22 protein-coding genes are annotated in these 24,210 nt (G+C 56.7%); 15 read left to right on the top strand and 7 right to left on the bottom strand.

Annotated features, from left to right (window positions below):
• Positions 1–115 precede the first annotated feature (115 nt).
• The 5 genes from NR114_RS08140 to feaR all read left to right on the top strand — a co-directional run bounded on the left by NR114_RS08140 (position 116) and on the right by feaR (position 8,672).
• Positions 116–2,239, top strand: a complete 2,124-nt coding sequence (locus tag NR114_RS08140; protein WP_048759690.1) for a TonB-dependent receptor — start codon at positions 116–118, stop codon at positions 2,237–2,239.
• A gap of 154 nt (positions 2,240–2,393) precedes the next feature.
• On the top strand, positions 2,394–5,330 hold the full coding sequence (locus tag NR114_RS08145) for a condensation domain-containing protein (RefSeq protein ID WP_234528976.1): 2,937 nt from the start codon (positions 2,394–2,396) through the stop codon (positions 5,328–5,330).
• A 46-nt stretch (positions 5,331–5,376) separates the two neighbouring features.
• Positions 5,377–6,609: a YncE family protein gene (locus NR114_RS08150; protein ID WP_041414258.1), complete on the top strand. Its 1,233-nt coding sequence runs from the start codon at positions 5,377–5,379 to the stop codon at positions 6,607–6,609.
• Positions 6,610–6,915: 306 nt separating this feature from the next.
• The gene (locus NR114_RS08155; protein WP_046374409.1) at positions 6,916–7,557 is read left to right on the top strand and encodes a DsbA family protein; all 642 of its coding nucleotides are present in this window, start codon (positions 6,916–6,918) and stop codon (positions 7,555–7,557) included.
• A gap of 200 nt (positions 7,558–7,757) precedes the next feature.
• Positions 7,758–8,672: a transcriptional regulator FeaR gene (gene feaR / locus NR114_RS08160; RefSeq protein ID WP_020825392.1), complete on the top strand. Its 915-nt coding sequence runs from the start codon at positions 7,758–7,760 to the stop codon at positions 8,670–8,672.
• Between the two features lie 36 nt (positions 8,673–8,708).
• On the opposite strand, the gene NR114_RS08165 is transcribed toward feaR, so the two are convergent.
• The 3 genes from NR114_RS08165 to tehB form a co-directional block, all read right to left on the bottom strand.
• The gene (locus NR114_RS08165; RefSeq protein ID WP_256824828.1) at positions 8,709–10,208 is read right to left on the bottom strand and encodes an aldehyde dehydrogenase family protein; all 1,500 of its coding nucleotides are present in this window, start codon (positions 10,206–10,208) and stop codon (positions 8,709–8,711) included.
• Positions 10,209–10,361: 153 nt separating this feature from the next.
• A complete protein-coding gene (leuE, locus tag NR114_RS08170) occupies positions 10,362–11,000 on the bottom strand; it encodes a leucine efflux protein LeuE (protein WP_142815820.1) in 639 nt (212 codons plus the stop codon).
• 178 nt (positions 11,001–11,178) lie between these two features.
• Positions 11,179–12,039 carry an SAM-dependent methyltransferase TehB gene (gene tehB / locus NR114_RS08175; protein ID WP_234528975.1) on the bottom strand — a complete coding sequence of 287 codons (861 nt, stop codon included), beginning with the start codon at positions 12,037–12,039 and terminating at the stop codon, positions 11,179–11,181.
• A 283-nt stretch (positions 12,040–12,322) separates the two neighbouring features.
• Between tehB and NR114_RS08180 the strand changes: the two genes are divergently transcribed.
• Positions 12,323–13,441, top strand: coding sequence for a DUF1615 domain-containing protein (locus NR114_RS08180; protein ID WP_234528974.1), 1,119 nt, complete (start codon positions 12,323–12,325; stop codon positions 13,439–13,441).
• A gap of 99 nt (positions 13,442–13,540) precedes the next feature.
• Here NR114_RS08180 and NR114_RS08185 read toward each other — a convergent pair whose 3' ends face one another.
• A complete protein-coding gene (locus NR114_RS08185) occupies positions 13,541–15,217 on the bottom strand; it encodes an alpha-keto acid decarboxylase family protein (protein WP_174573794.1) in 1,677 nt (558 codons plus the stop codon).
• An 813-nt stretch (positions 15,218–16,030) separates the two neighbouring features.
• Between NR114_RS08185 and pagP the strand changes: the two genes are divergently transcribed.
• The 3 genes from pagP (at position 16,031) to NR114_RS08200 (ending at position 17,733) form a co-directional block, all read left to right on the top strand.
• Entirely contained in the window at positions 16,031–16,624 is a 594-nt protein-coding gene (gene pagP, locus NR114_RS08190) for a lipid IV(A) palmitoyltransferase PagP (protein WP_170868519.1), read from the top strand.
• A gap of 248 nt (positions 16,625–16,872) precedes the next feature.
• Positions 16,873–17,358, top strand: a complete 486-nt coding sequence (locus NR114_RS08195) for a DUF2501 domain-containing protein (protein ID WP_020825399.1) — start codon at positions 16,873–16,875, stop codon at positions 17,356–17,358.
• 111 nt (positions 17,359–17,469) lie between these two features.
• On the top strand, positions 17,470–17,733 hold the full coding sequence (locus tag NR114_RS08200) for a DUF333 domain-containing protein (protein WP_020825400.1): 264 nt from the start codon (positions 17,470–17,472) through the stop codon (positions 17,731–17,733).
• 9 nt (positions 17,734–17,742) lie between these two features.
• Here the strand turns inward: NR114_RS08200 and NR114_RS08205 are convergent, their stop codons facing one another.
• Complete coding sequence (locus NR114_RS08205; RefSeq protein ID WP_020825401.1) at positions 17,743–18,360, bottom strand: hypothetical protein; 618 nt, start codon at positions 18,358–18,360, stop codon at positions 17,743–17,745.
• Between the two features lie 106 nt (positions 18,361–18,466).
• A complete protein-coding gene (locus NR114_RS08210; protein ID WP_020825402.1) occupies positions 18,467–19,156 on the bottom strand; it encodes a ZIP family metal transporter in 690 nt (229 codons plus the stop codon).
• Positions 19,157–19,289: 133 nt separating this feature from the next.
• Here NR114_RS08210 and NR114_RS08215 point away from each other — a divergent pair, with 133 nt between their 5' ends.
• Both NR114_RS08215 and NR114_RS08220 read left to right on the top strand, forming a co-directional pair.
• Positions 19,290–20,057 carry a DeoR/GlpR family DNA-binding transcription regulator gene (locus tag NR114_RS08215; RefSeq protein ID WP_187962334.1) on the top strand — a complete coding sequence of 256 codons (768 nt, stop codon included), beginning with the start codon at positions 19,290–19,292 and terminating at the stop codon, positions 20,055–20,057.
• Positions 20,058–20,073: 16 nt separating this feature from the next.
• Complete coding sequence (locus NR114_RS08220) at positions 20,074–20,457, top strand: VOC family protein (RefSeq protein ID WP_020825404.1); 384 nt, start codon at positions 20,074–20,076, stop codon at positions 20,455–20,457.
• Here NR114_RS08220 and NR114_RS08225 read toward each other — a convergent pair whose 3' ends face one another.
• Positions 20,458–21,366, bottom strand: coding sequence for a LysR family transcriptional regulator (locus NR114_RS08225; RefSeq protein WP_142815815.1), 909 nt, complete (start codon positions 21,364–21,366; stop codon positions 20,458–20,460).
• Between the two features lie 129 nt (positions 21,367–21,495).
• On the opposite strand from NR114_RS08225, the gene NR114_RS08230 reads away from it, so the two are divergent.
• The 4 genes from NR114_RS08230 to NR114_RS08245 all read left to right on the top strand — a co-directional run bounded on the left by NR114_RS08230 (position 21,496) and on the right by NR114_RS08245 (position 24,159).
• Positions 21,496–22,377 carry a pirin family protein gene (locus NR114_RS08230; protein WP_046374398.1) on the top strand — a complete coding sequence of 294 codons (882 nt, stop codon included), beginning with the start codon at positions 21,496–21,498 and terminating at the stop codon, positions 22,375–22,377.
• Positions 22,378–22,514: 137 nt separating this feature from the next.
• A complete protein-coding gene (ycaC, locus tag NR114_RS08235; protein WP_115059919.1) occupies positions 22,515–23,141 on the top strand; it encodes an isochorismate family cysteine hydrolase YcaC in 627 nt (208 codons plus the stop codon).
• A gap of 171 nt (positions 23,142–23,312) precedes the next feature.
• Positions 23,313–23,645 (top strand): hypothetical protein, encoded by a 333-nt coding sequence (locus NR114_RS08240; protein WP_046374397.1) that lies wholly within the window; start codon positions 23,313–23,315, stop codon positions 23,643–23,645.
• Between the two features lie 61 nt (positions 23,646–23,706).
• Positions 23,707–24,159: a thiol-disulfide oxidoreductase DCC family protein gene (locus NR114_RS08245; protein ID WP_046374396.1), complete on the top strand. Its 453-nt coding sequence runs from the start codon at positions 23,707–23,709 to the stop codon at positions 24,157–24,159.
• Positions 24,160–24,210: the final 51 nt, after the last annotated feature.

Consider the following 24,210-nt stretch of genomic DNA (forward strand, 5'->3'; position numbering starts at 1 on the left):
TGCAATAGCAAGGTCAGGAAGGCCGCAATGCCATTGTCAGTGTGAGAATCAGCGTCGTTACCTATGTGAAATAAAACATATTTTTGTGCATCTGGGATGAAAGGAGAATACATCTATGAGCAAGCATTCAGCGGCTCAAAGGCATAAAATCGTAGGAAACAAGGAAAAAGCAGGCTTGCAGGCCATTGGGGCATTTTCCTCACTCTTTCTGGGTCTTTGTTCTTTATCTGTGGGCAGTGTTAACGCCGCCGCAGTGGACGACAAGGTGCAGGAAGCCGCCGACAGCAAACGTAACGATAATTGGCAGGACTCCGAAAGCCTGCTGGTGACCGGCGAAAAGATAAAGCGCAGCATTTTCGACACTGGCTCCAGCGTGCAGGTGTTCGACAGTGAGCGGATCGCCGCTATGCCCAATGCGTTGCAGATCCCCGATTTATTACGCATGACGGCCAACGTCATGGATGTTGGCATCGGTAACGATCTGCCCACCGTGCGCGGTATCGACGGCTCCGGCCCGAACACCGGCGCCAACGCCTTCCTCAGCGGCACCCGTCCGCGCCTCAATTTGTCTCTGGATGGTCGCTCCCTGACCTATAACGAGCAGGCCTATGGCCCGCAGTCGCTGTGGGATCTGGATCGCGTCGAAGTGTTCCTCGGCCCGCAGAGCTATATTCAGGGGCGTAACGCCATTGCCGGTGCGATCGTGATGGCCAGTAAGGATCCCACTTTCGATTGGGAGAGTGCCTTCAAGGGCGGTGCGGGCAACCAGCACTCTTCACAGTTGTCCGCTATGGTTTCAGGCCCGCTGGTGGAAGATCAACTGGCGTTCCGCGTCAGCGTCGATCGCCAGCGTCGCCGCAGCGATGTCGATCTTCCTGCTTATGAGCCGGTGGGCGATCCGCGTGAGGTTGAAGCCACTACCGCACGTGCCAAACTGTTGTTCAACCCGGCAGGCCTGCGCGAGCTGACCACCAAGCTGACCTTTAACCACTTTGGCAGCACCTCGCCGCAAAACGAGAGCCTCAACCCGCTGGTTCACCCGACCAGCCTGCGCCACGATCCGCGCCGAGCGGTGTTTAAAAGCAACACCAACAGCGGCGTTTGGGATCTGTCCTGGGAGCAATCCGACAGCCTGACGCTGGAAAACCGCGTTATTTATACCGACTTCAATATTAACCGTCCTACGGCTTATGCCTTGCCGTACGCCGATATCGGCGGAAAAGAGGTGCACGTGGAGCCGGTGGCGCGTTTTGGTGGGCCAGACAGCCGCCTGCGCGGGCTGGCAGGGTTGCGTTATTTCCACTCCAAGCAGGATGAGTTCGTTAACATTTTCGGCGGTTCGACCTTCAAGGATAAAACCGACACCAACTCGGCCTTTGCCGAGCTGACCTACGCCATCACGCCGAAGGTGGATATCACCGCCGCCAGCCGTTTGGAACGCGAGCACCGTCAGCGTACCGGCGGCAGCAAGGCCGTGCGTATCGATTTCGATGAAACCTACGACGTATTCCTGCCGAAGCTGGATCTGGCCTGGAAACCGACGGATACCCAGACCTACGGCGCCAAGGTGGCGCGCGGCTATAACGCCGGTGGCGCAGGCATCACCATCGGCACGCCGGTAGTCAATTACACCTATGGTTCGGAATATGTCTGGAACTATGAGTTGTACACCCGTCACCACCTGAAAGATGCCAACGTCATCCTGACCAGCAACATCTTCTACAACGACTACAAGGATATGCAGCTGCCGTATTCCCTGGGGCCGAACTCCTCGGTGATCCGCAATGCCGACAAGGTAGAAACCTACGGCGCGGAAATGGGGGCGACCTGGCAGCCGCGTTGGGACTTCGAACTGTTCACGAACGTCGGTCTGTTGAAGACCAAGATCAAGAAGTTCTCGGGCAGCGGCGTAGATGGGCATGAACTGGCGCGTGCGCCGGCTTATACCGCCAACATGGGCGCCAAGTACCAGTTGATGGCCGGGTTGGAACTGAGCGGCAACGTGGCGTTCTCGGACTCCTACTACTCGCAGTACGACAACGACTCTCGCGGGCGCATCGGATCTTACTGGTCGGCGAATACTCAACTGGCGTACACCTTCGCCTATGGCCGCGCCACCCTGTATGCGCAGAACCTGTTTGACTCGGAACGTCGCGTAATGGTCAGCGGCAACGACGTCTACACCGCGACTCAGCAGCGTCCACGCATGATCGGTGCGGCGCTGGAACTGACATTCTGATGCGATAGCAATCGGTCTGCAGCAGGGGCGTATTCACGCCTTGGATTGTTGGCGCTTGCGCGAGTTTGTCAGCGATCTGTGGTGGATACGTCCCTGTTTATGACCCGCGTTCCCCCCGAGGTTCCGGTATGGCCGGGCACAAGGAGATAGAGCAGTGAGCGGTTATTTTGACAATATTCTCAGCGATGACGAGGCCCAGCGTCTGGACCTGGCGTTTCAGACGCTGGGCGAGCGGGCGGCGGATGCCTCACAGCCATTGAGCGAAGCGGAAGAACTGGCGTGGTTCATGCACCAGCAGCGCGGCGACGGCGGTTGCCAGCAGGCGATGGCCTGGCGGCTGGGCGGCGAGCCGGATATCGGCAGACTGGCCAGCGCGCTGGAGGCTCTGACCCGACTGATGCCGGAACTGGACGTTCGTTACGATTTCGACGATGAGCAAGGCTTACGCAAACTGCGCGGCAACGCAACGCTGAATCCGGTGAGCATTCAGCCTGTCGCGGACGAACAGCAGGCGGTAAGCCGTCTGTTGCAAGCGCAGGCGACGCCTCTTGAGTTGGCAAGCGAAGCGCCGCTTCGTTTTCTGCTGTTTACCGGTGCCGGTTCGGTGCTGGGCGTCGTTGCCCACGATATTTTGGCTGAAAGGCTGTCGTGTCGACAATTATTGACGATGCTGTCGGCGCTGTATAATCGCCATGATCCCCTGCCAGTCCCGGACACTCTGTCGCCGGTTGCACTGAATACTCCATTGCCGGAAGCGACGGAGCTGGTTCTGCCGTGGCCACGCCATGCGACAGCGCTGCGGGACTACCGACAATTGGCAGTACAGGACGAGCGTCTGGCGCAGGCCGGGGTACGTATAGCGACCCGCGTGGCACGCAAGATTTTGCCCGTAACCGATAACCCAACCACCTTACTGGCGGCGATCGCCGTTCGCTTTGGCCGCTTTATCGCCGCTCAGTCCGGCGGGCAACCGGTGCAGTTGTGCGTGCCGCTCGACGACGCACAACAGGCGAACGGTATGGACGGCTGGCAGGGCGCCAGCCGATTGAAACGCCTGACCTTGCAGCCTGCGGATCAGGAGGCGGAAAGCCGGCTGCTGGCGCAGCAAACGGCGGAAGCGCCCAACCCAGAATTGGCTCAGCTTCTGGTGAGCTGGCTGGCGGATCCTTCGGTGGCGCTGCAGTTGGATGGGGTTAGTGCTGAACGCCTGCTGTTACCGCCGCTGCATACGCCTTTTGAACTGATGCTGGCTTTGAGCCTGCCCGAGCCGGACTCGATGGTGTTGGAGCTAGTGGCGGATCCGCGCCTGACCCCGCATGTCGCGCCGTTCCTGCTGGAGCAGTTCGTCGCTTATCTCGCCGGACGGACGATCACGACAGCCCTGCTGCCTGCCGCTGAGCAACCGTTGGCCCAGCCCGAAGCTGTTCTGGCGGGAGAGGATGCACAACAACAAGAAAATGATGAAATCGCTCAATTGATCCTGGCGGAATTCCGCGATGCCCTGGTGGCGCCGGACATGACCGTCGATGAAGATTTCTTCGATCGCGGCGGGCATTCGCTGGTCGCGACCCGCGTCATCGGTCGCTTGTTAAGCCTGCACCGTATCGAACTCAACATTAACGACCTGTTCAGTCACGCCACGGCCCGAGGGCTGTCGGCCTACGCCAAACGTCAGGCGGTTACGGCACCGGCAGTGCAAGCGCCCAATACGCAGCAGCGGGATGAGGTGGTCCAGGTACCGCTGTCGCTGGCCCAGCACTCCCTGTGGAAAGTGTACGAGGCCTTCGGTCACGACGAGATTTTCAATCTGCCTTTCGCCATCAATTTCCTCGATCCGGTGGATGAAATGGCCCTGCGTCAGGCGTTTATCGACGTCATGACGCGCCACAGCGTATTGCGTTCACTGTTTATCGAACATCAGGGGGAGGTTCGCCAACAGGTCGTGCCTGCGGCTGAACTGCTCGATTACGAGTGGTTCCACTTCTCTTATGAAACACCGGCCGGTAACGCCAGCGAACTGTTGGCCAAGGCCGGCGACCACCGCTTTGATCTGACCCGCGAGCTGCCGCTGCGCGCTACCTTCCTGCGTGACGCGGCAACCGGCCGGCAACTGCTTTCGCTGCTGTTCCACCATGTGGTGCTGGATGAATGGTCGCTGAACCTGATGATGGACGAGCTGGGCATCGCCTACAGCCACCGTGTGGCAGGGCAGAAGCCGCAGTGGAAAGGTGAAGTGCCGCAGTTTTATGCCTTTGCCCGGCAGCAGCAGGCCGGCGGCGTCGCACAGCAACACCTGGACTATTGGCTCGATAACCTGCGCGATGCGCCGGTCGGTCAGCCGCTGTTCCAGCAGGAACCTTCGCACCATCCTGCAGTCCCGGCCGATGCAGACGTCAACGGCGGATGGCTGGAATTTGACGTCGAACCAACGGTGGCTGAGGGGTTGTACGCGCAGGCCAGGAAGAACAACGCCTCACTGTTCAACGTGGTCTACGCCGGTATCACTACGGCGCTGCGCCTGTTGGGCGGTCCGACGGATCTGCTGGTGGGGACTTCCACCTCCGGCCGTAACGACGCCGAGTTCTTTGACACCATCGGCTACTTCACCACGGTGGTGGTGCACCGGGTGCGCTTCGCCGACCAGTTGACGGTCGCTGGGCTGATTGACCAGGTGAAAAACACCATCAACGGTTCTATGCCTTACACCGATATTCCTATCGATCTGGTGGAAGAAGGGCTGTTTGGCGCTCATGCCGACCGCAAGAACCACATGTTCGAAGTGTTCATTCAGATCCACAGCCGTATCAAGCTGAACGGGGCATTTACCCTGCAGGACGGCAGCACGGTGGCCTATCGTCAGGTGGAGCCGGAGAAAACCGAATCGCTGCTCGGTTTGCAGTTTGAAGTGATGGAAGAAAACCTCGACGGCGTGAAATCCCTGCGCGTGATGATGACCTACCGTACCGATCATTACACCGCGCAACAGGCGGGGTTGATCGCTGCAACTATTCAGCACGTGTTCTCTCACTTTGCCCAACAGGCCGGCGGGGACATGCCACTGTCGGCCTTGCCGCCGGCGCCACAGCAATAACGTTGTTCACCCTAACTGACTTTATTACTTTCATGGAGATAAACGGATGTCTGGAACAATAGGAACACCCCGCGCTTTACTGTCGCTGTTGATTGCAACGTCGTTGGTGGTGGCCGGTGCGGCGCAGGCCCGTGACGCAGGGATCTCTCAGCAGGATATCAAGCGCCAGCCGTTGTCGTCGGCGCTGGTGGAAATGGCCTACAGCCCAAGCCAGAAGTCGCTGTTCGTCAGCGCACCGGACTGGAAGGAAGAGGCGAAATCCCGCGTGTTGCGTCTGGATCCGACCACGTTGGCGGTGCAGGCGGAGATCCCTCTGCAGGTGAAGGGGTTCGGCGTAGCCCTGGATGATGCCGGCCACCGGCTGTATCTGACTCAAGGGTTCAATGGCTCGGTCGGCGTGGTGGATACCACCACCAACCGTGCGCTGGACAGCATTCCAGTGACCGAAAAAACGATGCTGGAGCAGACCTACAAAGAGGCCGGCATCAGCGGCAAGCGCCTGGAGTTCCTGCTCAAGGAGCTTAAGCGCTTCAAGATCACCGAGGACTACCAGTACCGCATCCGCGAAATGAAGTATGACGCGCAGAGCGGCCGCCTATTCTTGCCGGGGTTAGGTTTTGGGGTAGATAGCGTGCTGTTTGTGGTCAATACCCGGACTCAAAAGCTGGAGAAAATGATCCCCGGTTTCGGCTACAACGCGGTGGGCATCACTCTGGATGAGAAAGGACGGCGCGTATTTGTCTCTAACATGCAGGGGCAACTGATTACCCTGAATGCCGATACCCTGGCGATCACCTCCACCAAAGAGATTCAAGCGGATCAACTGCTGAACCTGGTGTACGACGGGAAGAATAACCGTCTGTTAGGGGTGGATCAGGGGATCGACCGCGACAACTACCGCAACACCCACCTTGAGCGCGACTACGTGAAGCGCAGCAGCGGTCACCGGGTGTTTGCGCTGGATGCGGACAGCGGCAAAGTGTTGGCCAGCGAACTGACCGATGAAGTGCCAATTGGCCTGCTGTTGGACGATCGCAACCAGCGTGTGTACGTCGCCAACCGCAAAGGGATCCGCGTCGATCATGGCGCAGGTACGTTGACGGTGTTTGATTCAAACAGCCTCAAGCGCCTGCAAACCGTAGAACTGCCGCCGCACCCTAACAGCCTGGCGCTGGACACCAGCAACAACGTGCTGTTCGTGACGGTGAAGAATGACGGAGCCAGCACCAAAGCCGGCAAACCGGAAAGCGTTGTCCGTATTCAACTGCCAAAAAACTGAGTGTGATCCCGCTGCGTCAGTGAAGGCTGACGCAGCGTATTCTTGGCATAAGTCTTCTTGTCCGCAGTGAATCCATACTCACCAATGTTGTTATTAATTAACGGCATACTTATTTCGCTGCCGCCTCTTCTGAGGCGGTTGTGTAGCATGACGTCTGGGGCGCAGAACGCCACTGACGGCCCGCATGGCCCCTTGATGTGAGCCAATCCCACATAAACACAAGGTAATAAAAACTGGTCTTGTTCCGATAATTTGATTATAAACACCGCCGTTAGGGACAATGTTCTCATCTGAATTGGAGTAGTTATGTTGGCTAAAGTTAATCGGTTGTTCGCCGGTGCGCTCCTGGCGCTATTGCTTCCTGCTGTCGCCGTGGCGGCGGATTACCGTGCTGGCGAGCAATATTCTCGCCTGGATAAACCGGTGGCGTCAGCCCCTGCGGTGGTGGAGTTTTTCTCTTTTTATTGCGGCCCTTGTTATCAGTTTGCCGAAACCTACCATGTTGGCAGCACCGTCAGCCAGGCGCTGCCTGAGGGCACCAAGCTGACCAAATATCACGTCGGCCTGATGGGCAAATTGGGCAATGAGCTGACTGAAGCCTGGTCGATCGCGATGGTGATGGGCATCGAGGATAAAATCGAAGGCCTACTGTTCGACGAGCTGCAAAAAAAGCGCGCCATCAACAGTGAAGAGGATATTCAGCGGGTGTTTGCCGCCGCCGGCGTAGATGCCGCGGCCTATGAAAATGCGCGCCATAGCCTGTTGGTGAAGGGCTTGATTGCCAAGCAGAATGAAGCGGTGAAAGCGCTGGACGTACGGGCAACCCCCTCGTTTTATGTCTCCGGCAAGTACAAAATCGATAATGCCGGAATGGCGAGCCAAAGCGTTGACGGCTATGCAAAAGAATACGCGGCCGTGGTGCGTTATCTGCTGGATAGCCAGCCTTAATCCTCCCGATTTTCCCGTTTTTATCAACCCGGCTACGGCCGGGTTTTTCATGTCTGTAGCCATAAGGCGCAATTTGTGATCCCAGCGCCAGATCCCACTGTCGGCATTGCTTGTATGTTACTGGATTGTTATGTTGATTTTCTGTTCATTGCCGCTTGCGGTTCGAACGCGTCCATCGCTGATGTGTGAAGGGGGGATCCATGGCAATTTCCGTACCGGTCAGGGAGGTTGGCTTCGAAGAGTGGTTGGCGAAAATCAACTCCGCCTGCGGCCGGTTCTGCGCCCGAACTCTGGGGCCGGGATTTAGCGGCGCGATGCAGGAGTTTCGTGCCCACGCGTTACGTATGAGCGTGGTGGATGCGACGCAAACCCGCCTGTATCGAACCCAAAAAGAAATTAACCGCAGCGACGGCTCGCATTTTTTCACGGTCTTTCAACTGCGCGGCAGTTCATTGATGGAGCAGGGTGACCGACAGGCAGTCTTGTCCGCCGGTGACGTCACGCTGATCGACGCTTCACGTACCAGCAGTTTTACCTTTCAACAGGACTCCCGCCAAATCTCATTACTGATGCCGCGCAGCTATTTCGAACGGTCGGCACGTTTTAGCGATCTGCAATTCGCACGACGGCTGGATGGGCAAAGCAGCATGGCGCGCCTCAGTCGGCAACTGGTCTTGGGCTGCATGCAGGACGCGCAGATGAGCGCACCGGAGAGCGAGGCGATACTCAGTGCCGTGGCAACTCTGTTGCGCCCGGCGCTGGTGGAACCTGAAGTGGGAGCGGAGGTTTTCCCGCAGGCTTTCACCCGTACGCTGGCGTTTATCGATACGCATATCCAGTCGCCGCAGTTGCGGCCTGAGTGGATCGCCGCTGAACTGGGTGTTTCGGTACGCAGCCTGTACCGAATGTTTGCCCGTCAGGGACTGGTGGTGGCGCAATATATCAAGCACCGCCGTCTTGATTTGTGCGCTCAGGCGCTACGCACGGCGCCTGAGCGGCAAAAGTTGGTCACTATCGGCCATGACTGGGGTTTTGCCGATCACAGCCATTTCTCCACCGCCTTCAAAAGCCGTTTTGGCGTTTCGCCCAGCGAATACCGCAAGCAGTATCAGTAGCGCCCTGGAGGGCTCTACTGGCCATTAAGGCGCGGTTCAGTAACGAATGCACACCGATTTGGATTCGGTATAAGCATCCAGCCAGTCCGGGCCGAAATCACGGCCGCTACCCGATTGTTTGAAGCCGCCGAAAGGCATGTTGGCGTCGATCAGCGTATGGGTGTTGACCCACACCGTGCCGGCCTGAATTCGTGGCGTGAAGGCCATCGCCGCTTGCAGGCTGGTGGTCCACAGGCTGGCGGTCAGGCCGTAATCGGTATCGTTGGCTTTGCGCAACGCTTCTTCAGCATCCGCGACGCGGATCAGATTGACCACCGGGCCAAACACTTCTTCGCGCGTCAGGTTCAGCTTGTCGTCAGGGTTAATTACCAGCGTCGGCGGAATATAGAACCCTTGCGAGTCCGGCCCGGTCGCGCCGCTGATCAACTCAGCGTGCTTGGATCTGGCATCGTCCAGATAGGCCGCCACTTTATTGCGGTGGTCGCTGGAGACCAGTGGGTTGATCTGCGCACTGGCATCCATGCCCGGTCCGACGGACAGGGATTTCACCGCCTGCTCGAACCCGGCCACCAAAGTGTCGTAGATTGGCGCTTCAATATAAATCCGCGAGCTGGCGGCGCACACCTGCCCCTGGTTCAGGAAACTGCCCGCCATCAGGCCTTCGATAACCTGCTGCGGGTCGGCATCTTTCAGCACGATGGCCGGGTTTTTACCGCCCAGCTCCAGCGTCACGCGTGTCAGCCGGTCCGCCGCTGCGCGGGCGATGCCTTTGCCGACCGGCGTGGAGCCGGTGAAGCTCACTTTGGCGATCAGCGGGTGTTCGGTCAGCGCTTTGCCGCAGCCGGTACCTTTACCCGTCACCACGTTGAATACCCCCGGTGGAATGCCGGCTTCGGTCGCCAATTCGGCCATGCGCAGCAGGGTGAGCGGCGTGGTCTCCGAGGGTTTGATCACGATGGAACAACCTGCGGCCAGCGCCGGCATCACTTTCCACATACCGATCATCAGCGGGAAGTTCCACGGCACAATGCCGGCCACCACGCCAATCGGCTCTTTACGGGTATACACCTGATATTTGGCCCCCGGCGGCATGGGGATCGACACGTCCAGGGTTTGGCCGGTGATCTTGGTGGTCAACCCGGCGGTGTAGCGCATCCAGTTCAGCGTGCAGCCTACCTCGAACATGCGGGCAATATTGATCGACTTGCCCTGTTCCAGCGTTTCCAACTGGGCCAGTTCTTCGGCGTGTTGTTCAACCAAATCGGCATAGCGCAATAAAATACGCTCGCGCTCGGCAGGTAAACGTTGCGCCCAGACCCCAGAGGTAAACGCCTGATGGGCCGATTGTACGGCGCGAGCGACGTCTTGCGCGTTGGCGTCGGCGGTGGAGGAAATTTGTTGTCCATTGGCGGGGGTATACACCGCCAGCCGGCCTTCGGCGGTGGAACCACACCATTGGCCGTCGATATACAGCCCATGATGACGATCGAGAAAACGCGAAACGCTGTCCATCACTGCTACGTTATTGTCAGGCATACGCCCTCCTGTCAGACAAAAAAGGTCGCTATCGTTAACCTTAAAAGTCTATAGCAGGCAGAGAAGGAGGGCTTTTGTCTGTCTGACATTCGGTTTGTCGTGCGTGACAGAGTAGAGAAAACGGCTGAGGGGATCAGCCGTTAATGCGGCGAACTAGGAGCTGAGGGTAGCCAAACGAGTGGCGAAGCCGAGGAACAGCAGGCCAATCAGGCCATTACCCAGTTTTGCCAGGCCTTTCTTATGGTTAAAGAAGTGCGCCAGCATCGCGCCGGAGAAGATCAGCGTGGTCATGTAGATAAAACTGACCGATTCGAGGATCAGCGCCAGAATGGTGAACGACAGGCCGGTGTGCGCATAGTTGAAGTCGATAAACTGCACGAAGAACGACACGTAGAACAGGATCGCTTTCGGGTTGGTCAGGCTGAGCGTCAGCGATTTGCGCAGGATGCTGTGGCCGCCTTCAATCTGTTGTTGCTGCGCCGTATTTTTCTGGATAAAGGTGGCGTAGAGAATTTTCGCACCGAGGAACAGCAGGTAAATTGCGCCGAGAAAACGCACCAGGGTAAACAGGAACGGCGTGGTACGGATCAGCGAAGCCACGCCAATATAGGCGCAGAAAATCAGGATCGCATCGCCGATAAACACGCCCAGCGCGGCGGTATAACCGGCACGTACGCCACGTGTCACACCGGTCTTCAGTACGTACAGCGTATTCGGGCCCGGCAGAATGATGATAAATACCACCCCGGCCAGATAGGTCCAAAGATTCAGGACGCCAAAACTCTCTAACACAATAACCTCTCCATGCGCGGAACTGACAGCCAATAACACTGGCTACACCCGTAGCCGGGCGCGATCCTAACGCCGCAGCGGCGGGTTGGCAACGTATTAAACTTCATGTTGTTTGCCGTATTTTGCTACAGGTCGGCGCCGGTCAATACTGCATCGAGCGGCGCCAATTGAAGGGATTTTAGGGTTTACGCGCCAGCAGCGTGGCAAAGCGCAGTGAAATGCGGTTACCGGCGGCGTCGGTTTTGTGCAGTTGGCCGACATCCTCGTTGTACTTCAGGATTTCCCAGTCGGCGTAATACTCCTTCAGCTCGCCCGGTTTAAAGGTGAAGGGGAAGGGCAGACTGCAAGGGTAATCCGGAGTATCCATCGCGGCGACAATCAGGTTGTAGCCGCCGTTCAGGGTGCTGCCCTGCATGTTTTTCACCAGCCCTGGAATTCGCTCGCGGCTGAGGAACATAAACACCACGGTGGAAAGAATAAAGTCGTAATCGCCGCTGAAGGTGTGAGCATTGAGGTCTTGCACGCTGGCGCGAATGTGCATCAGTCCTTCGCTATCGATGATGCTATTGAGGTTGTCGATCGACGGGCCATGTTTGTCCCAGGCGGTGACGTCAAAGCCTTTCAGATTGAGATAGAGCGAGTTGCGCCCGCCGCCGCAGCCCAGATCCAGCGCTTTGCCGGGTTTTATGCGCTGCACGGCTTCGATCACCTCGGAATGGGTGCGCGTCAGTTGGTGCTTTTTGTGGTAGTAATCTTCCGGTGAACAGTAGAAAGCCAGTTGGCAGGTCATATCATCGGAAAATGAAACGATGCGGTGCCATTGCTGTGGTTCGATAAACGGTGGCTGGCTCTCAGGGCTGAACTGCCAGGTTTCGGTAGTTTCGCCCTCTTCGGTCATCAACGCAAAGGTCAGGGTGCCGCTCAGCAGCGTGAGTTTGGCCCAGGTGCCGCTTTGGGTGTTGTGCTTTTGCTGGAAACTCTCCGGCAGCGTCACGCTGTTCCATACCGGCAGGGTTTTATAACAAAGCAGCTCATTCATGCGTCTCTCCTTAAATTTTGCGTTGCCCCAGTGTGGGCGAATAAAATGATTTTATATGTTGCATATAAAATACATCTTTATCGGCTCATTGAAAATGCCCGCGATCATGAAAGGTGTGATTAGAAGTGAGCAAGGCAAGATGCTTAACCCCACGGTCATTCCTTTAAGGTGTATTTCCTGGCAAACGCCTGCTCTCAGCTCCGGATCAACACATTTAGACTGGATCGGGGTCCGCTGCTGGGCTAACGTCACTGCAGTGTATGTCAAAACGATCAGGGAAAAGATGCCAATTCGCCGTTTTATCAACCCGATGACCTTGCGTCCGTTGAGCCTGGCCGCGCTGCTGGTGCTGGCCGGTTGTACCACGAAAACCACCACGACTTCACCGGTGCAACGCCCGGCTGACGTCAAAGCTCAACTGGTGCGTTTGATGCCGGCTAACACCGCCGATCGCCAGGGCTGGGCCACCGATATCACCGCCGCTTTTGCCGCACAGGGTATCGAGCCCAGCGACCAAAACCTGTGTTCAGTGCTGGCGGTAACCGAGCAGGAGTCGACCTTCCAGGCCAATCCGCCGGTGCCAGGGCTGCCCAAAATCGCCTGGAAAGAGATCGACCGCCGCGCTGATCAGTTGCATATTCCCAACTTTTTGGTGCATACCGCTTTGCTGATCAAGTCATCGAACGGCAAGAGCTACAGCGAGCGTTTGGATAAGGTTCGCACCGAAAAAGACCTGAGCGATATCTTTGACGATATGATTGATTCGGTGCCGATGGGGCAAAAGCTGTTTGGCAGCCTGAACCCGGTGCATACCGCCGGGCCGATGCAGGTCAGCATCGCCTTTGCCGAAGCGCATGCCAAAGGTTATCCGTATCCGATCGACGGCTCGATCCGCCGTGAAGTGTTCACCCGCCGCGGCGGCATGTATTTCGGCATTGCCCACCTGTTGGGTTACCGGGCTGACTACAGCCAGCCGATCTACCGCTTCGCCGACTTCAATGCCGGTTGGTACGCCAGCCGCAACGCCGCTTTCCAAAGTGCGGTCAGCCGCACGACGGGCATTCCGTTGGCACTGGATGGCGACTTGATTAACTACGGCACCGACAAACCCGGCACCACCGAGCTGGCGGTGCGTACCCTCGGCAAGCGGCTCAATATGAGCGACTCGGCAATTCGCCGGGCGCTGGAGAAGGGGGACCTGCCCGAATTTGCCGATACCGACCTGTATGAGCGAGTGTATGCGCTGGCAGAGAAAACCACCGGCAAGAAACTGCCGCGGGAAATGCTGCCAGGCATTCAGTTGGAAAGCCCGAAAATCACCCGTAAGCTGACCACCGCCTGGTTTGCCAAACGGGTGGATGAGCGGCGCCAACGCTGCATGACGCGCGCTTCGGCAGGTTAAACCTGCGACAACACCCGCTGCTGCAAAGTTTGCAGCGGCAGGTGGTGCAAGGTCTGGAGGGATCCGCCGCGCATTGAGCTACGGCGGATGTTGACGCGGTTAAGCGCGACGCGGGTTGGTCAAGCCGAAGTTAAAGTTATTGCAGCGGTTGCAGAATTCCTTCATCACCGGCGGGGTGTCCATCATCGGCACCTTAACTTCGATAAAGGCCAGCCGCTCCTGACGCGAGGCGTGTTCCAGCGCCAATTCCAACTGGTGGGTAGTTTCTACCGCCACGCTGAACGGTTTCGCCTGGGTATTGAGCACCGCCGGCAGTTTGGCGTAGTCCCAGGGGCCGATATCGTTGTACGACGAGTTCTCGCCAAGAATATAACGTTCGATGGTGTAACCATCATTGTTAATCAAGAAGATAATCGGCTTCTGATCGTAGCGCAGCAGGGTGGAAACTTCCTGAGCGGTCAGTTGGAAAGAACCGTCGCCAATGAACAGCAGATGTCGGCGGTCTGGTGCGGCCATCATGGTCCCCAGCAGCGCCGGCAGGGTATAGCCAATCGAGCCCCAGATCGGTTGATTGACCACCTGAACACCGTCCGGCATACGCATGCCGCCAATCGCCGCGCCCGAGGTGCCATTCTCCACCACAATTACGTCATCGGCGCGAATAAAGCGTTGTATGCGTTGCCATAAATAAGCCTGATCGATAGGAGCATCGCTGGGGGTTGCCAACCGATGCCGCGCTTCAGGCAGGGGCGTCGGCGGGTGGCCTGTTACCTCTTCACCCAGTGCCAGCAGCGCCTGCAACAGGTCGGTGGTCGCCACTGCCGGATAAGAGGTGGTGCCCAGCTTCACGGAGAACGGCTGAATATCAATTTGCGCGTCAGCCGGGATCTGGTGCGAAAAATACCCGGTTGTCGAGTCTACCAGGCGAACGCCAAAGCTCAGCACGCAGTCGGCGTGCGCCATATGTTCATAGAGTTCGGGGCGCGAAAGGTTGCCGCTGTAACCGCCGATCCAACCCGGCGTGGTTTCCGGAATGATGCATTTGGCCGTCGGCATATTGGTGAGGGGAATGGCAAATTTATGTGCGACCTCGATCACTAATTGCTGTAGTTGAAAGCGATCCACCATTTGGTCGACCAGAATAATCGATTTCTTTGCCTGTTTTATTCGCGCCAGCAATGCCATGGCCGCCAACTGGACATTATATTGGTCGCTGGCTGGCAATTGCGGCGCGACCATTGCCTGAGTGATTTCAATTTCCACATCACAAATATCAGAAGGTAACTGTAAATAAACCGGTTTCTTTTCCGTCCAGGCACGGGAAATAACGCGAGGGATCTCCACCGCCGCATTTTCTGGCGTGATCAACGCTTGGGCGACGGTGAATTGTTTAAAACAGTTCATGACGTTATCAAAATTGCCGTCCGCCAGCGTGTGGTGCAGCAGCTCATGATTTTTCATTGCGTGCAGCGGCGGGGTACCGGCCAGGCAGACAACCGGTGCGGACTCGGCGTAAGCCCCGGCAATGCCGGACAGCGCGGCCAGATCGCCGACGCCGTAGGTGGTGATCAGTGCCCCAGCCCCTTTTAACCGTGCATAACCGTCGGCCGCGTAGGACGCATTCAGCTCATTGCAGTTGCCAATAAATTCAATATTGCTGTCGTGCTCGATCAATTCCAGCAGCGCCAGATTATAGTCGCCGGGTACGCCATAAATACGATCGATGTTCAGGGTGCGGAGCTGTTGCAGGATGAATGCCCCGATAGTGATTTTCATGTGTTTCTCCGGATTTTTTATCTTTCTTTTATCAGGCAGAGAGCAGCAAATAACTTGCTGGCGATGTTGTGTTATGAGCAATTCAATAAACGTTCAGCCCTTGCAGACCGGGTCATGCTCGTTAGCTTTAACAATTATTTAAACTATCGGCTTGTTCAAGTTGAGTGGGGCGCATGAGAGGGTAGCTTGTTGTATTTGCGGGTTTACGTTGGGGGTGAGGGGGATTAACCGCAGCGATGTTGTGGGTGGTATTTTTCACCAAATGTAATAGATATGTGAAATATGGCGACTGTGGCCGGAACATGGCGCACGGGATGATCACCGGTACTTTTGCCTGCCGCTAAAAATGACGGTGGGAAGTCATCCGTTTTCGCCGTTGCAGGTCTCTAAAACAGCGATGTAACTGCAAATTTACAGTCGTGTCGCCTGACAGGGCCTTGAGGTTATTGAGATTGCCGCAAAATGGGGGGAGAAAACCCACGAAAAGCGTGACGGCGATTACAGTTGCTCTTTGGGCGGCAGTAAAGATTTCGCTACGTTCAGAGCAGGAAAGAAGTTCGCTAGCAGGCTGGTGAGCCACCGGGTTTTACTTCGGCAGCGGCATTATTGCGGAGTATTCCGACAGACGGTGCATAGGGAGCGCAGTAGCCTGAGCGCCCGGAGTCGACCCGCCGGGCGCGTTTCCCTTTATCTGCGGCTAAACTTAACCAAGTGACAACGAGGTAGGAGAAAGCAGTTGGATAAATAAGATACAGCTTGATCTTGATGGGTCGATCGGTAAGAATCGCCGGCCTTATTTTTTACAGGAGTTTGATGATGTTTTTTAAACGGACAATTTTGGCTTGCTCAGTGGCGCTGCTATTTCCTGCACTACCTTCTTACGCTGAGGTTGGTGCAGAAAATGGCAGCGCGGCGCAGGCTGAAAAACCGGGGTTGTGGCAGCGTTTCACCGATAACGTGGCGGAAACCTGGAACAACTCGCCGAATAAAGACATTTATCTGCCGGCCATCACCTGGCATAACCGCTGGACTTACGACGACGAACATATCGATAAGTACAACGAGCGCCCCTGGGGCGCCGGCTATGGTATTTCGCGTTACGACAGCGACGGTGACTGGCACGGTATCTATCTGATGGCATTCAAAGATTCATTCAATAAGTGGGAGCCGATCGGCGGTTACGCTTATGAGAAGATCTGGCGTCCTTTGGACGACAAGGACTTCCGTCTGGGTCTGGGCTTCACCGCCAGTGTTACTGCGCGAGATAACTGGAATTACATTCCTATCCCGGCCCCGCTGCCTTTGGCTTCTATCGGTTATAAGCGCCTGACCTTCCAGGCCACTTATATTCCTGGCACTTATAATAACGGCAACGTGTTCTTCGCCTGGCTGCGTTGGCAGTTCTGATCCCCAGCGGGTCGCCCAGTTTGGCGGCCCATAGCGCCTAGCTGTACATTCTTCGCTCAAAAAATTACCTGAATTCTGAAAAAACGCCGTATTGCCGGCTAAAAGGAACTTGTCGCCGTGGGTGGCGTCCCAAGAGGTGACCCGGCGCATTGCGCTGATTGCACACGATTCGCCCATCCGCTTTGTCCTGTTGCCAATGGCAAGGGGGGATGCTGAAAAGATGGCGAGATAAACAGGAGCTTTACCCCATGAACACCAAGCATCGTTTACTGCTGGCGCTGACATTGACTTCCGCCATGACTTGCGGCGCCGCTCAGGCAGCCGGCCTGATGGATTCCCTCAGCAGCGCGGCCGGTGAACTGAGTAAATCGGGTGGCAGCACCAGTGGCACTTCACTGTCTTCCCTGACCGGTTTACTGAACGGTGGCGACAAAGCGCTGAGCTCCAGCAGCATGACCAACGCGGCCGGCATCTTGCAGTACTGCGTGAAAAATAACGTCCTGTCGGCCAACGGCACCGAAGCGGTGAAAGACCAACTGCTGAGCAAATTGGGCATCACCAGCACGGAGAACGCCAAAAGCCAGGACTACCAGCAAGGGCTGGGCGGTCTGCTGAAAACCGGCGAAGGCAAGAGTCTGGATCTGAACAGCCTGGGCACTTCGCAAATCACTGAAAAAGTGAAGCAAAAAGCCTGTGATTTGGTCCTGAAACAGGGCGCGTCCTTTATTTCCTGATAGCCTGAACGGCGGTATGCTCAGGCTGCCGCCGTTTTTAACTTTCCCCGCCGTATTTCAAACGGGCCGGCTATCTGCGACGTGAAATAGACCGGGAGTGGTAAGAGAAAAATGAAAAAAATTCTGATGGTTTCCCTGCTGGCAGGGATGGCGATATTACAGGGCTGCAGCATGAAATCTAACGATGCGCCACCGCCGCCGCAGGTAAAACCAATTGGCATGGCGAACCCGGCGGACGTGTATTGCACCAAGATCGGCGGCAAGCTGAACGCCAAGCAAAATGCTGACGGCCAGTATTCCACCTGTACCTTGCCGAACGGTCAGGAAATCGAAAGCTGGGAATTATTCCGCCGCGATCATCCGGTGAAGAAATAAGCCTCGCGATTAAAACTCGCGGTCGCTGATCGGCTGGTATTGCACACTGCCGTCCGTTTGCAGTTTCAGCGACAGCCGCCAATCCTGATGACGACTCAGGGTGAAAGGTTTGGAGCGGAAGTTACAGCCGGTTTTGATGTTTTTAATTTTCATCACGTATTCCCCGGCCGGGTTGGTTTTGATATTAAAACTGCCGGCTGCGGGAATAAAAACTTCCGCCAAACGCTGTGGCGCGCCCGGCGTCTCCAGTTTGACCAACACCGCAAAATTGTTGTTTTGATTATCCAGCGTCAGTTGTTGCAGTGGGTTGGCGGCTTTGCCTTCCGGCTGATGCAGGTAGCCGGCCGAAAGAGGCCAGGGTTGCCCGGCATTGTCATGCAGCGGGCCACCACACTGTTCGCGTGCTTCGCGCATCGGCATTTCACGCTGGATGGCCCGGTTGTAATCTGTGGTAGCCGTCGCGACAAACTCATCGTCATTTTGATCGGCTCGCAGATAGCGTTTGGCGCTGAAAACCCCAGCGGCAATCAGCATAAAGAAGATAAAAATCGTCAGGCGGCTCCTGAAAATGCCCCCAAACAGCCTGCCCGGCAATTGAAATAGCCACTTCGCAATTTTTGACAGCATCCTTTTCCCTTAGCGCCCAAGCCGTTACGTTCTGCGGTAACCTTGCTCGCCTCAGTATAGCCAAATCACTTGGGGTGAGGTAATAACCCCGTAAAATTCCTGAGTTTTAACCCATCCCTTCTTCCAGCAGCAACAGCAGTAAAAAACCGACAAAAAACATCGCGGTGGCGAGCGGGGTATCTTTACCTCCTTCATGCGCCTCAACCAGCAACTCCTCCGTGACCAGATAGAGCAAGGCAATCAGGCCGAAGGCCAGAAACGCGGTTAGCCAGAATGCCCCCAGCATGGCAATCGGCGCACCCAGCATACCGCCTAGTGGCAACAGCAGAGCCAGGCCGCCAATCGCCAGCATGGCTTTTATCCGTCGGCCGAAAAAATCACGTAAATCGCCCACGATCGACAGCCCCAGAAACAGCACTTCCAACGTTAGCGCGAGCGTCAATAACAGGCCCGCTTTTGCACCGGCAGCGAAGGCGATGCCCAGCACCAGGCCATCGATAAAAATATCCACGCCGACGGTTGCCACAAAGCCCACCGGCCCCTGAGCTCGTTCGCCCAAACGCCTGACCAGCAGCATCATCAGCACACCTGCGGCACCACCGAGCAGTACTGCCCAAGGCGATTGTTGCTTGAGGTCGGGCAGAATTTCGGTCGCGGCCGCGGCAAAGACGATACCAGCGGTAAAGTGATGAATGATGCGCATGGCGGCATCGCCAGGGCGGCGGTACAGCGCGATGGCGGCGCCAATGACGGTCGCTGCGGCGGGGAATAAGGTATAAAGCACGGCTGAGGTCATCAATAGTCCTTTATTTGAGACGTAAAGTTTCAGTCTAGCCCAGTGCTGCCCTTTCGTAGCGTTGCATAAAAATTTGTACGTTTATGCACGTTTGTGTACATTCGTGATCACTTGTTCGCCATCGAGAAGCCGAATGTCCAAAATGTTGCCCAATCAGCGCCACGACGCGATCCTCGCTACCTTGCAGCAGCAGGGGCGAGTGCTGGCGGTTGAAATGGCGGAACGCCTGAAAACCACCGAAGCCACCATTCGGCGCGATCTGCGCCAGTTGGCGGCACAAAACCTGTGTAAACGCATTTATGGCGGTGCGCTGGCACCCACGCCGGCAACCGGCCCTATCAGCGCAAGGCTGCAATTGAGCGGTGACGAGAAGCAGGCACTGGCGCTGGCTGCGCTGGCATTGGTCAAGGAAGGGCAGGTTATTTTCCTCGATGCTGGCAGTACGCACCTTTATTTGGCCGAGCTGTTGCCGCGCGATTTGCGGCTGACAGTGGTGACTAACGCATTGACTATTGCCGGCAAAATGCTGGAACAGCCGGGGATCCGCACGATTTTAATCGGCGGCGAGCTGGATGCCGACATTGGCGGCTGTGTGGACGCCAAGGCGGTACAGGAAATCGACGATTTTTACTTTGACCTCGCTTTCGTCGGCATTTGTGCTTATGACCCGGGCTGTGGTTTCTCGGCGCTGAATTATCAGGATGCCCAGTTCAAGAAGCGTCTGCTGGCTCGGTCAGGCAACTTGGCGGTGCTATGCACCGGCGACAAACTCAACACCTATGCCCCCTACAGCTTTCTGCCCGCCCATCGGGTCGATTATTTAGTCACGCCGCCTGGCCGTCATCCGCAGCTCGAACAGCAGATCACGCACAGTGGCGGCAAAGTATTGTACAGCGATTAACCCATTGGAGACTGAGATGAAAATAGCCCATGTTGCACTCTGGACCCGCGATATTGATGCCCAGGTGACGTTCTGGCAGCGGTACTTTGACGGCGTTGCCGGGGAACAATACGTTAGCCGGAACCGTCCGGGGTTTGTTTCCCGCTTTGTCAGCCTTGCGGCGGGGCCAACGCTGGAGATCATGAGTTTGCCGGATCTGCTGTCAGCGGAGCAGGCCAGTGAACGTGTGGGTTGGGCGCATATTGCTTTGTCGGTGGGAGAGGAAAGCCGTGTCGATCAGTTGGCGCAGCGCGCGCAGCAGGAGGGGATCCTGCAGGCGGCGCCACGCTGGACAGGGGACGGTTTTTATGAGGCGATCATCCGTGATCCGGACGGTAACGCCATCGAAATTACCGCTTGATCACTCCTCTTCGATGCTGGCGAACTGCTGCCCCAAATAGTCGAGCAGCAGCCGCACCGCCGGCAGCAGGCCGCGGCGTGACGGGTAAACCGCATGCACCACGCCGCCCTGCGGTTGCCAACCCGGCAGCAACTGCACCAACTCACCGCGCAGCATATCGTCACGCATCATCATTGACGGCAATTGCACGATGCCTGCACCGGCAATCGCCGCAGTTCGCAGCATCAGCATATCGTCCGTCACCAGCCGTGGCCTGTGTTCCCACTCCATTTTTTCTCCCTGCGGCCCGGTCAACTGCCACAGGTGCTGTGCGCGTGCCGGACCGAGATCCAGGGTGGGGTATTTATGCAGCTCTTCCGGTTTTTCCACTGGACCCAGGGTTCGAACCAGCGCCGGGCTGGCGGCAACGCACCAGGTGCGCTGCGCCAAAATTTTCAGCACCAGATCGCTGTCTTCCAGCGGCGGTGGCCGCACGCGGATGGCCAGATCCAGGCCTTCACCCACCACATCTACCCGGCGATTAGTCGCTTCCAGATGCACCGTGACCTTCGGGTAATCGGCCATAAAAGCCGCCACCATGCTGCCGACCCGAGTGTGCAGAATGGCCACCGGGCAAGTCATGCGCACCGTGCCGCAGGGTTCGGCGCGGGTTTGTTCGATGGCTTGCTGTGCGGCATCGGCTTCTACCAGCATGGCCTTGCAGTGCGCATAGTAATTCAGACCGACGTCGGTGACGGAAAACCGTCGCGTCGAGCGTTGGATCAGGCGTACGCCCAGGCGTTCTTCCAGTAGCGCTATGCGTCGACTCAGTTTGGACTTGGGGATACCCAACGCCCGGCCGGCGGGGGCGAAGCCCTGATGGTCGACTACGCTGGCGAAATAAAAAAGATCGTTCAAATCGGTGAACATCGCCCGTCCTTGTCATCGTTCTATATCTAGAACACTGAGTGTACATCTTGCCTACTACTGCGGCAAACGCCGCAGGATTAAACTTCTGACATCAACTTAAGGTCGTGAGACCTGAAACAGGAGTTCAAGATGAAAAAGATCCTCGGTATTTACAACAGCCCTGAAGCCCACTGGGTCGGCAACGGTTTCCTGGTGAATTCGCTGTTCTCCTATAACGATTTGGGGGCAGAAATGAGCCCGTTCCTGCTGTTGGATCATGCTGCGCCAACCAAGTTCCGCTCTGCCTCCGGCACCCGTGGCGTGGGTCAGCATCCGCATCGCGGGTTTGAAACGGTGACCATCGTCTACCAAGGCGAAGTGGAGCACCGTGATTCCACCGGCAGCGGCGGGGTGATTGGCCCCGGTGACGTACAGTGGATGACCGCCGCCTCGGGTATTTTGCACGAAGAGTTCCATTCACGGGATTTCTCGCGCAACGGCGGCACCATGGAAATGGTTCAGCTGTGGGTGAACCTGCCGGCCAAGGACAAAATGGCTGAGCCGGGTTATCAGACGCTGCTGAATGCGGATATCCCGGTGGTTCCACTGGCGGACGGCGCAGGCCAGGTGCGGGTGATTGCCGGTAACTTCGGCGGCCACGCCGGTCCGGCACGTACTTTTAGCCCGCTTAATGTCTGGGACATGAAGCTGAATGCCGGTCATACCACCACGTTGACGGTGGAGGAAGGGCATACGCTGGCGCTGGTGATACTGCATGGCGCGATTCATGTTAACGGTGAGGAAGTGGTGCGCGAAACCCAAATGGTCAGGTTTGACCGTGCAGGGGATTCAATCACCCTCGAAGCCAACAATGATGTCAGCTTGCTGGTACTGAGCGGCGAGCCGATCGATGAGCCTATCGTCGGTTATGGCCCGTTCGTGATGAACAGCGACGCGGAAATCCAGCAGGCCTTCCGTGACTTCAACGGCGGCAAGTTCGGCAGCATGACGGCAGAGAAGCACGCCGGCTAAGCCCTCACCGCACACCTTAGAGCCGATCCGGAAAAACACCTCCGGATCCGGTTCTACACTTAGGTAACCTCTGCACTTTGGCCTCTTGGCCAAGGCAACCTTTAACCGCAATAATCAACACCCCACAGGAGTAAACCATGACTGCAAATTACAAACGCCTCGATAAGGATCAGGCTGCCGTTTTGCTGGTGGATCATCAGGCAGGGCTGCTTTCACTGGTACGCGATATCGATCCCGATCGTTTTAAAAACAACGTACTGGCACTGGGTGATTTAGCGAAGTATTTTAACCTGCCGACTATTTTGACCACCAGCTTCGAAGACGGCCCCAACGGCCCGCTGGTCCCTGAACTCAAAGCTCAATTCCCCGATGCACCCTTTATTCCACGCCCTGGGCAGATAAATGCCTGGGATAACGACGACTTCGTCAAGGCAGTGAAAGCCACCGGCCGCAAACAGTTAATTATCGCCGGTGTCGTCACCGAAGTGTGCGTGGCCTTCCCGGCGTTGTCTGCCCTGAACGAAGGTTTCGAAGTGTTCGTAGTCACCGATGCTTCCGGCACCTTCAACGAGCTGACGCGTCAATCGGCCTGGAGCCGTATGGAAGCCGAAGGCGCGCAACTGATGACCTGGTTTGGCGTCGCTTGTGAGCTGCACCGTGACTGGCGCAACGATGTCGAAGGGCTGGGGGCCTTGTTCTCCAACCACATTCCCGATTACCGCAACCTGATGACCAGCTACAGCACGCTGACCAAAGGCAAGTAATCAAAATAGAAAGAAAAGCCGAACGACCTTTACACAATCCTTAAGCTTTCATCACGTTAGCGGAGGGATGTAAGCAAAGATCATTGGGATGCAAAGGTCGTGAAAAGCGGCTTTCTCATCGGCCGGGGGCGGGGTAGGTTAGGCCCAATCCCGGCAAATGAGATCGACAACATGAAAAATGCAATCAAAGTACTGACGCTTCCTGTGCTGGCTGCCGTGACGCTGTTCAGCGTTAGCGCGCTTTCCGCTCCGGCTCCGGCAGAAAAAAACGTCCCCCCTGCAGAACAGCAGTTCCGCTTACCTCCTTTCCCTGGTGGGCATATGCCTAAACCGGGCTTCTGCCACGGCGGTGAGCTGTTCTGTGCGACTTCCGCCAGCGATAATCCCACTGAAACCATCAATAAGCTGACTTCGGTGATCCCCGCCGGTAACGCCAAGCATTACGAAGTACGAATCTCGGTAGTGGCATTGCCGGATACGCCACCTGCGTCCCCAGCGCCGTAAGCGGCCCCGCTGGTTCTGAAGGGGAATGCGCGTTAGTCTGGGGTAAACCTCAGGAGGCAGGATGAATCCGTCAACGCTCCCCCCTTATCTCCAGCCCGGTGACCGGGTGCTGTTATTCGATGGCGAATGTAATTTGTGTCACGGGCTGGTGAGATTTTTGATTCGTGCCGATCGACAGGGCAAGATCCTGTTGGCCACGGTGCAATCCGAAGAAGGTCAGGCAATTCTGAATTGGCTGGCCTTGCCCACCGATCGTTTTGACTCCATCGTCTATCTTGAACCGGGCCGACATTGGTTGCGTTCGGCGGCGTTTTTTCAGGCGTTGCGTCAGCTTGGCTGGCCATTTCGCCTGTTGGCGCTGGCGCGCTTTTTGCCGCAGCGGCTGGCGGATAGGTTTTACAATGCAGTGGCGAGCAATCGCTATAGGTTATTTGGCCGCAATGCTGGCACGGCGTTGCCTGGAGAGGTTTTGCCGGGGCGTTATCTGCGTCATCGTCGTGAGCAATCTCGCTGAGCTTTACGCTTCTTTACCCTTTAATCGATTGAATTATCATCATTCCGCCCC

Source organism: Serratia sp. Ser99 (assembly GCF_024519545.1).
In the GTDB taxonomy this organism is placed as follows: domain Bacteria; phylum Pseudomonadota; class Gammaproteobacteria; order Enterobacterales; family Enterobacteriaceae; genus Serratia; species Serratia liquefaciens.

Coding starts and splice junctions, on each gene's coding strand:
- NR114_RS08140 (WP_048759690.1), top strand. CDS start 116: ATGAGCAAGCATTCAGCGGCTCAAAGGCATAAAATCGTAGGAAACAAG.
- NR114_RS08150 (WP_041414258.1), top strand. CDS start 5,377: ATGTCTGGAACAATAGGAACACCCCGCGCTTTACTGTCGCTGTTGATT.
- NR114_RS08155 (WP_046374409.1), top strand. CDS start 6,916: ATGTTGGCTAAAGTTAATCGGTTGTTCGCCGGTGCGCTCCTGGCGCTA.
- feaR (WP_020825392.1), top strand. CDS start 7,758: ATGGCAATTTCCGTACCGGTCAGGGAGGTTGGCTTCGAAGAGTGGTTG.
- NR114_RS08165 (WP_256824828.1), bottom strand. CDS start 10,208: ATGCCTGACAATAACGTAGCAGTGATGGACAGCGTTTCGCGTTTTCTC.
- tehB (WP_234528975.1), bottom strand. CDS start 12,039: ATGAATGAGCTGCTTTGTTATAAAACCCTGCCGGTATGGAACAGCGTG.
- NR114_RS08180 (WP_234528974.1), top strand. CDS start 12,323: ATGCCAATTCGCCGTTTTATCAACCCGATGACCTTGCGTCCGTTGAGC.
- NR114_RS08185 (WP_174573794.1), bottom strand. CDS start 15,217: ATGAAAATCACTATCGGGGCATTCATCCTGCAACAGCTCCGCACCCTG.
- pagP (WP_170868519.1), top strand. CDS start 16,031: ATGATGTTTTTTAAACGGACAATTTTGGCTTGCTCAGTGGCGCTGCTA.
- NR114_RS08195 (WP_020825399.1), top strand. CDS start 16,873: ATGAACACCAAGCATCGTTTACTGCTGGCGCTGACATTGACTTCCGCC.
- NR114_RS08200 (WP_020825400.1), top strand. CDS start 17,470: ATGAAAAAAATTCTGATGGTTTCCCTGCTGGCAGGGATGGCGATATTA.
- NR114_RS08205 (WP_020825401.1), bottom strand. CDS start 18,360: ATGCTGTCAAAAATTGCGAAGTGGCTATTTCAATTGCCGGGCAGGCTG.
- NR114_RS08210 (WP_020825402.1), bottom strand. CDS start 19,156: ATGACCTCAGCCGTGCTTTATACCTTATTCCCCGCCGCAGCGACCGTC.
- NR114_RS08215 (WP_187962334.1), top strand. CDS start 19,290: ATGTCCAAAATGTTGCCCAATCAGCGCCACGACGCGATCCTCGCTACC.
- NR114_RS08220 (WP_020825404.1), top strand. CDS start 20,074: ATGAAAATAGCCCATGTTGCACTCTGGACCCGCGATATTGATGCCCAG.
- NR114_RS08225 (WP_142815815.1), bottom strand. CDS start 21,366: ATGTTCACCGATTTGAACGATCTTTTTTATTTCGCCAGCGTAGTCGAC.
- NR114_RS08230 (WP_046374398.1), top strand. CDS start 21,496: ATGAAAAAGATCCTCGGTATTTACAACAGCCCTGAAGCCCACTGGGTC.
- ycaC (WP_115059919.1), top strand. CDS start 22,515: ATGACTGCAAATTACAAACGCCTCGATAAGGATCAGGCTGCCGTTTTG.
- NR114_RS08240 (WP_046374397.1), top strand. CDS start 23,313: ATGAAAAATGCAATCAAAGTACTGACGCTTCCTGTGCTGGCTGCCGTG.
- NR114_RS08245 (WP_046374396.1), top strand. CDS start 23,707: ATGAATCCGTCAACGCTCCCCCCTTATCTCCAGCCCGGTGACCGGGTG.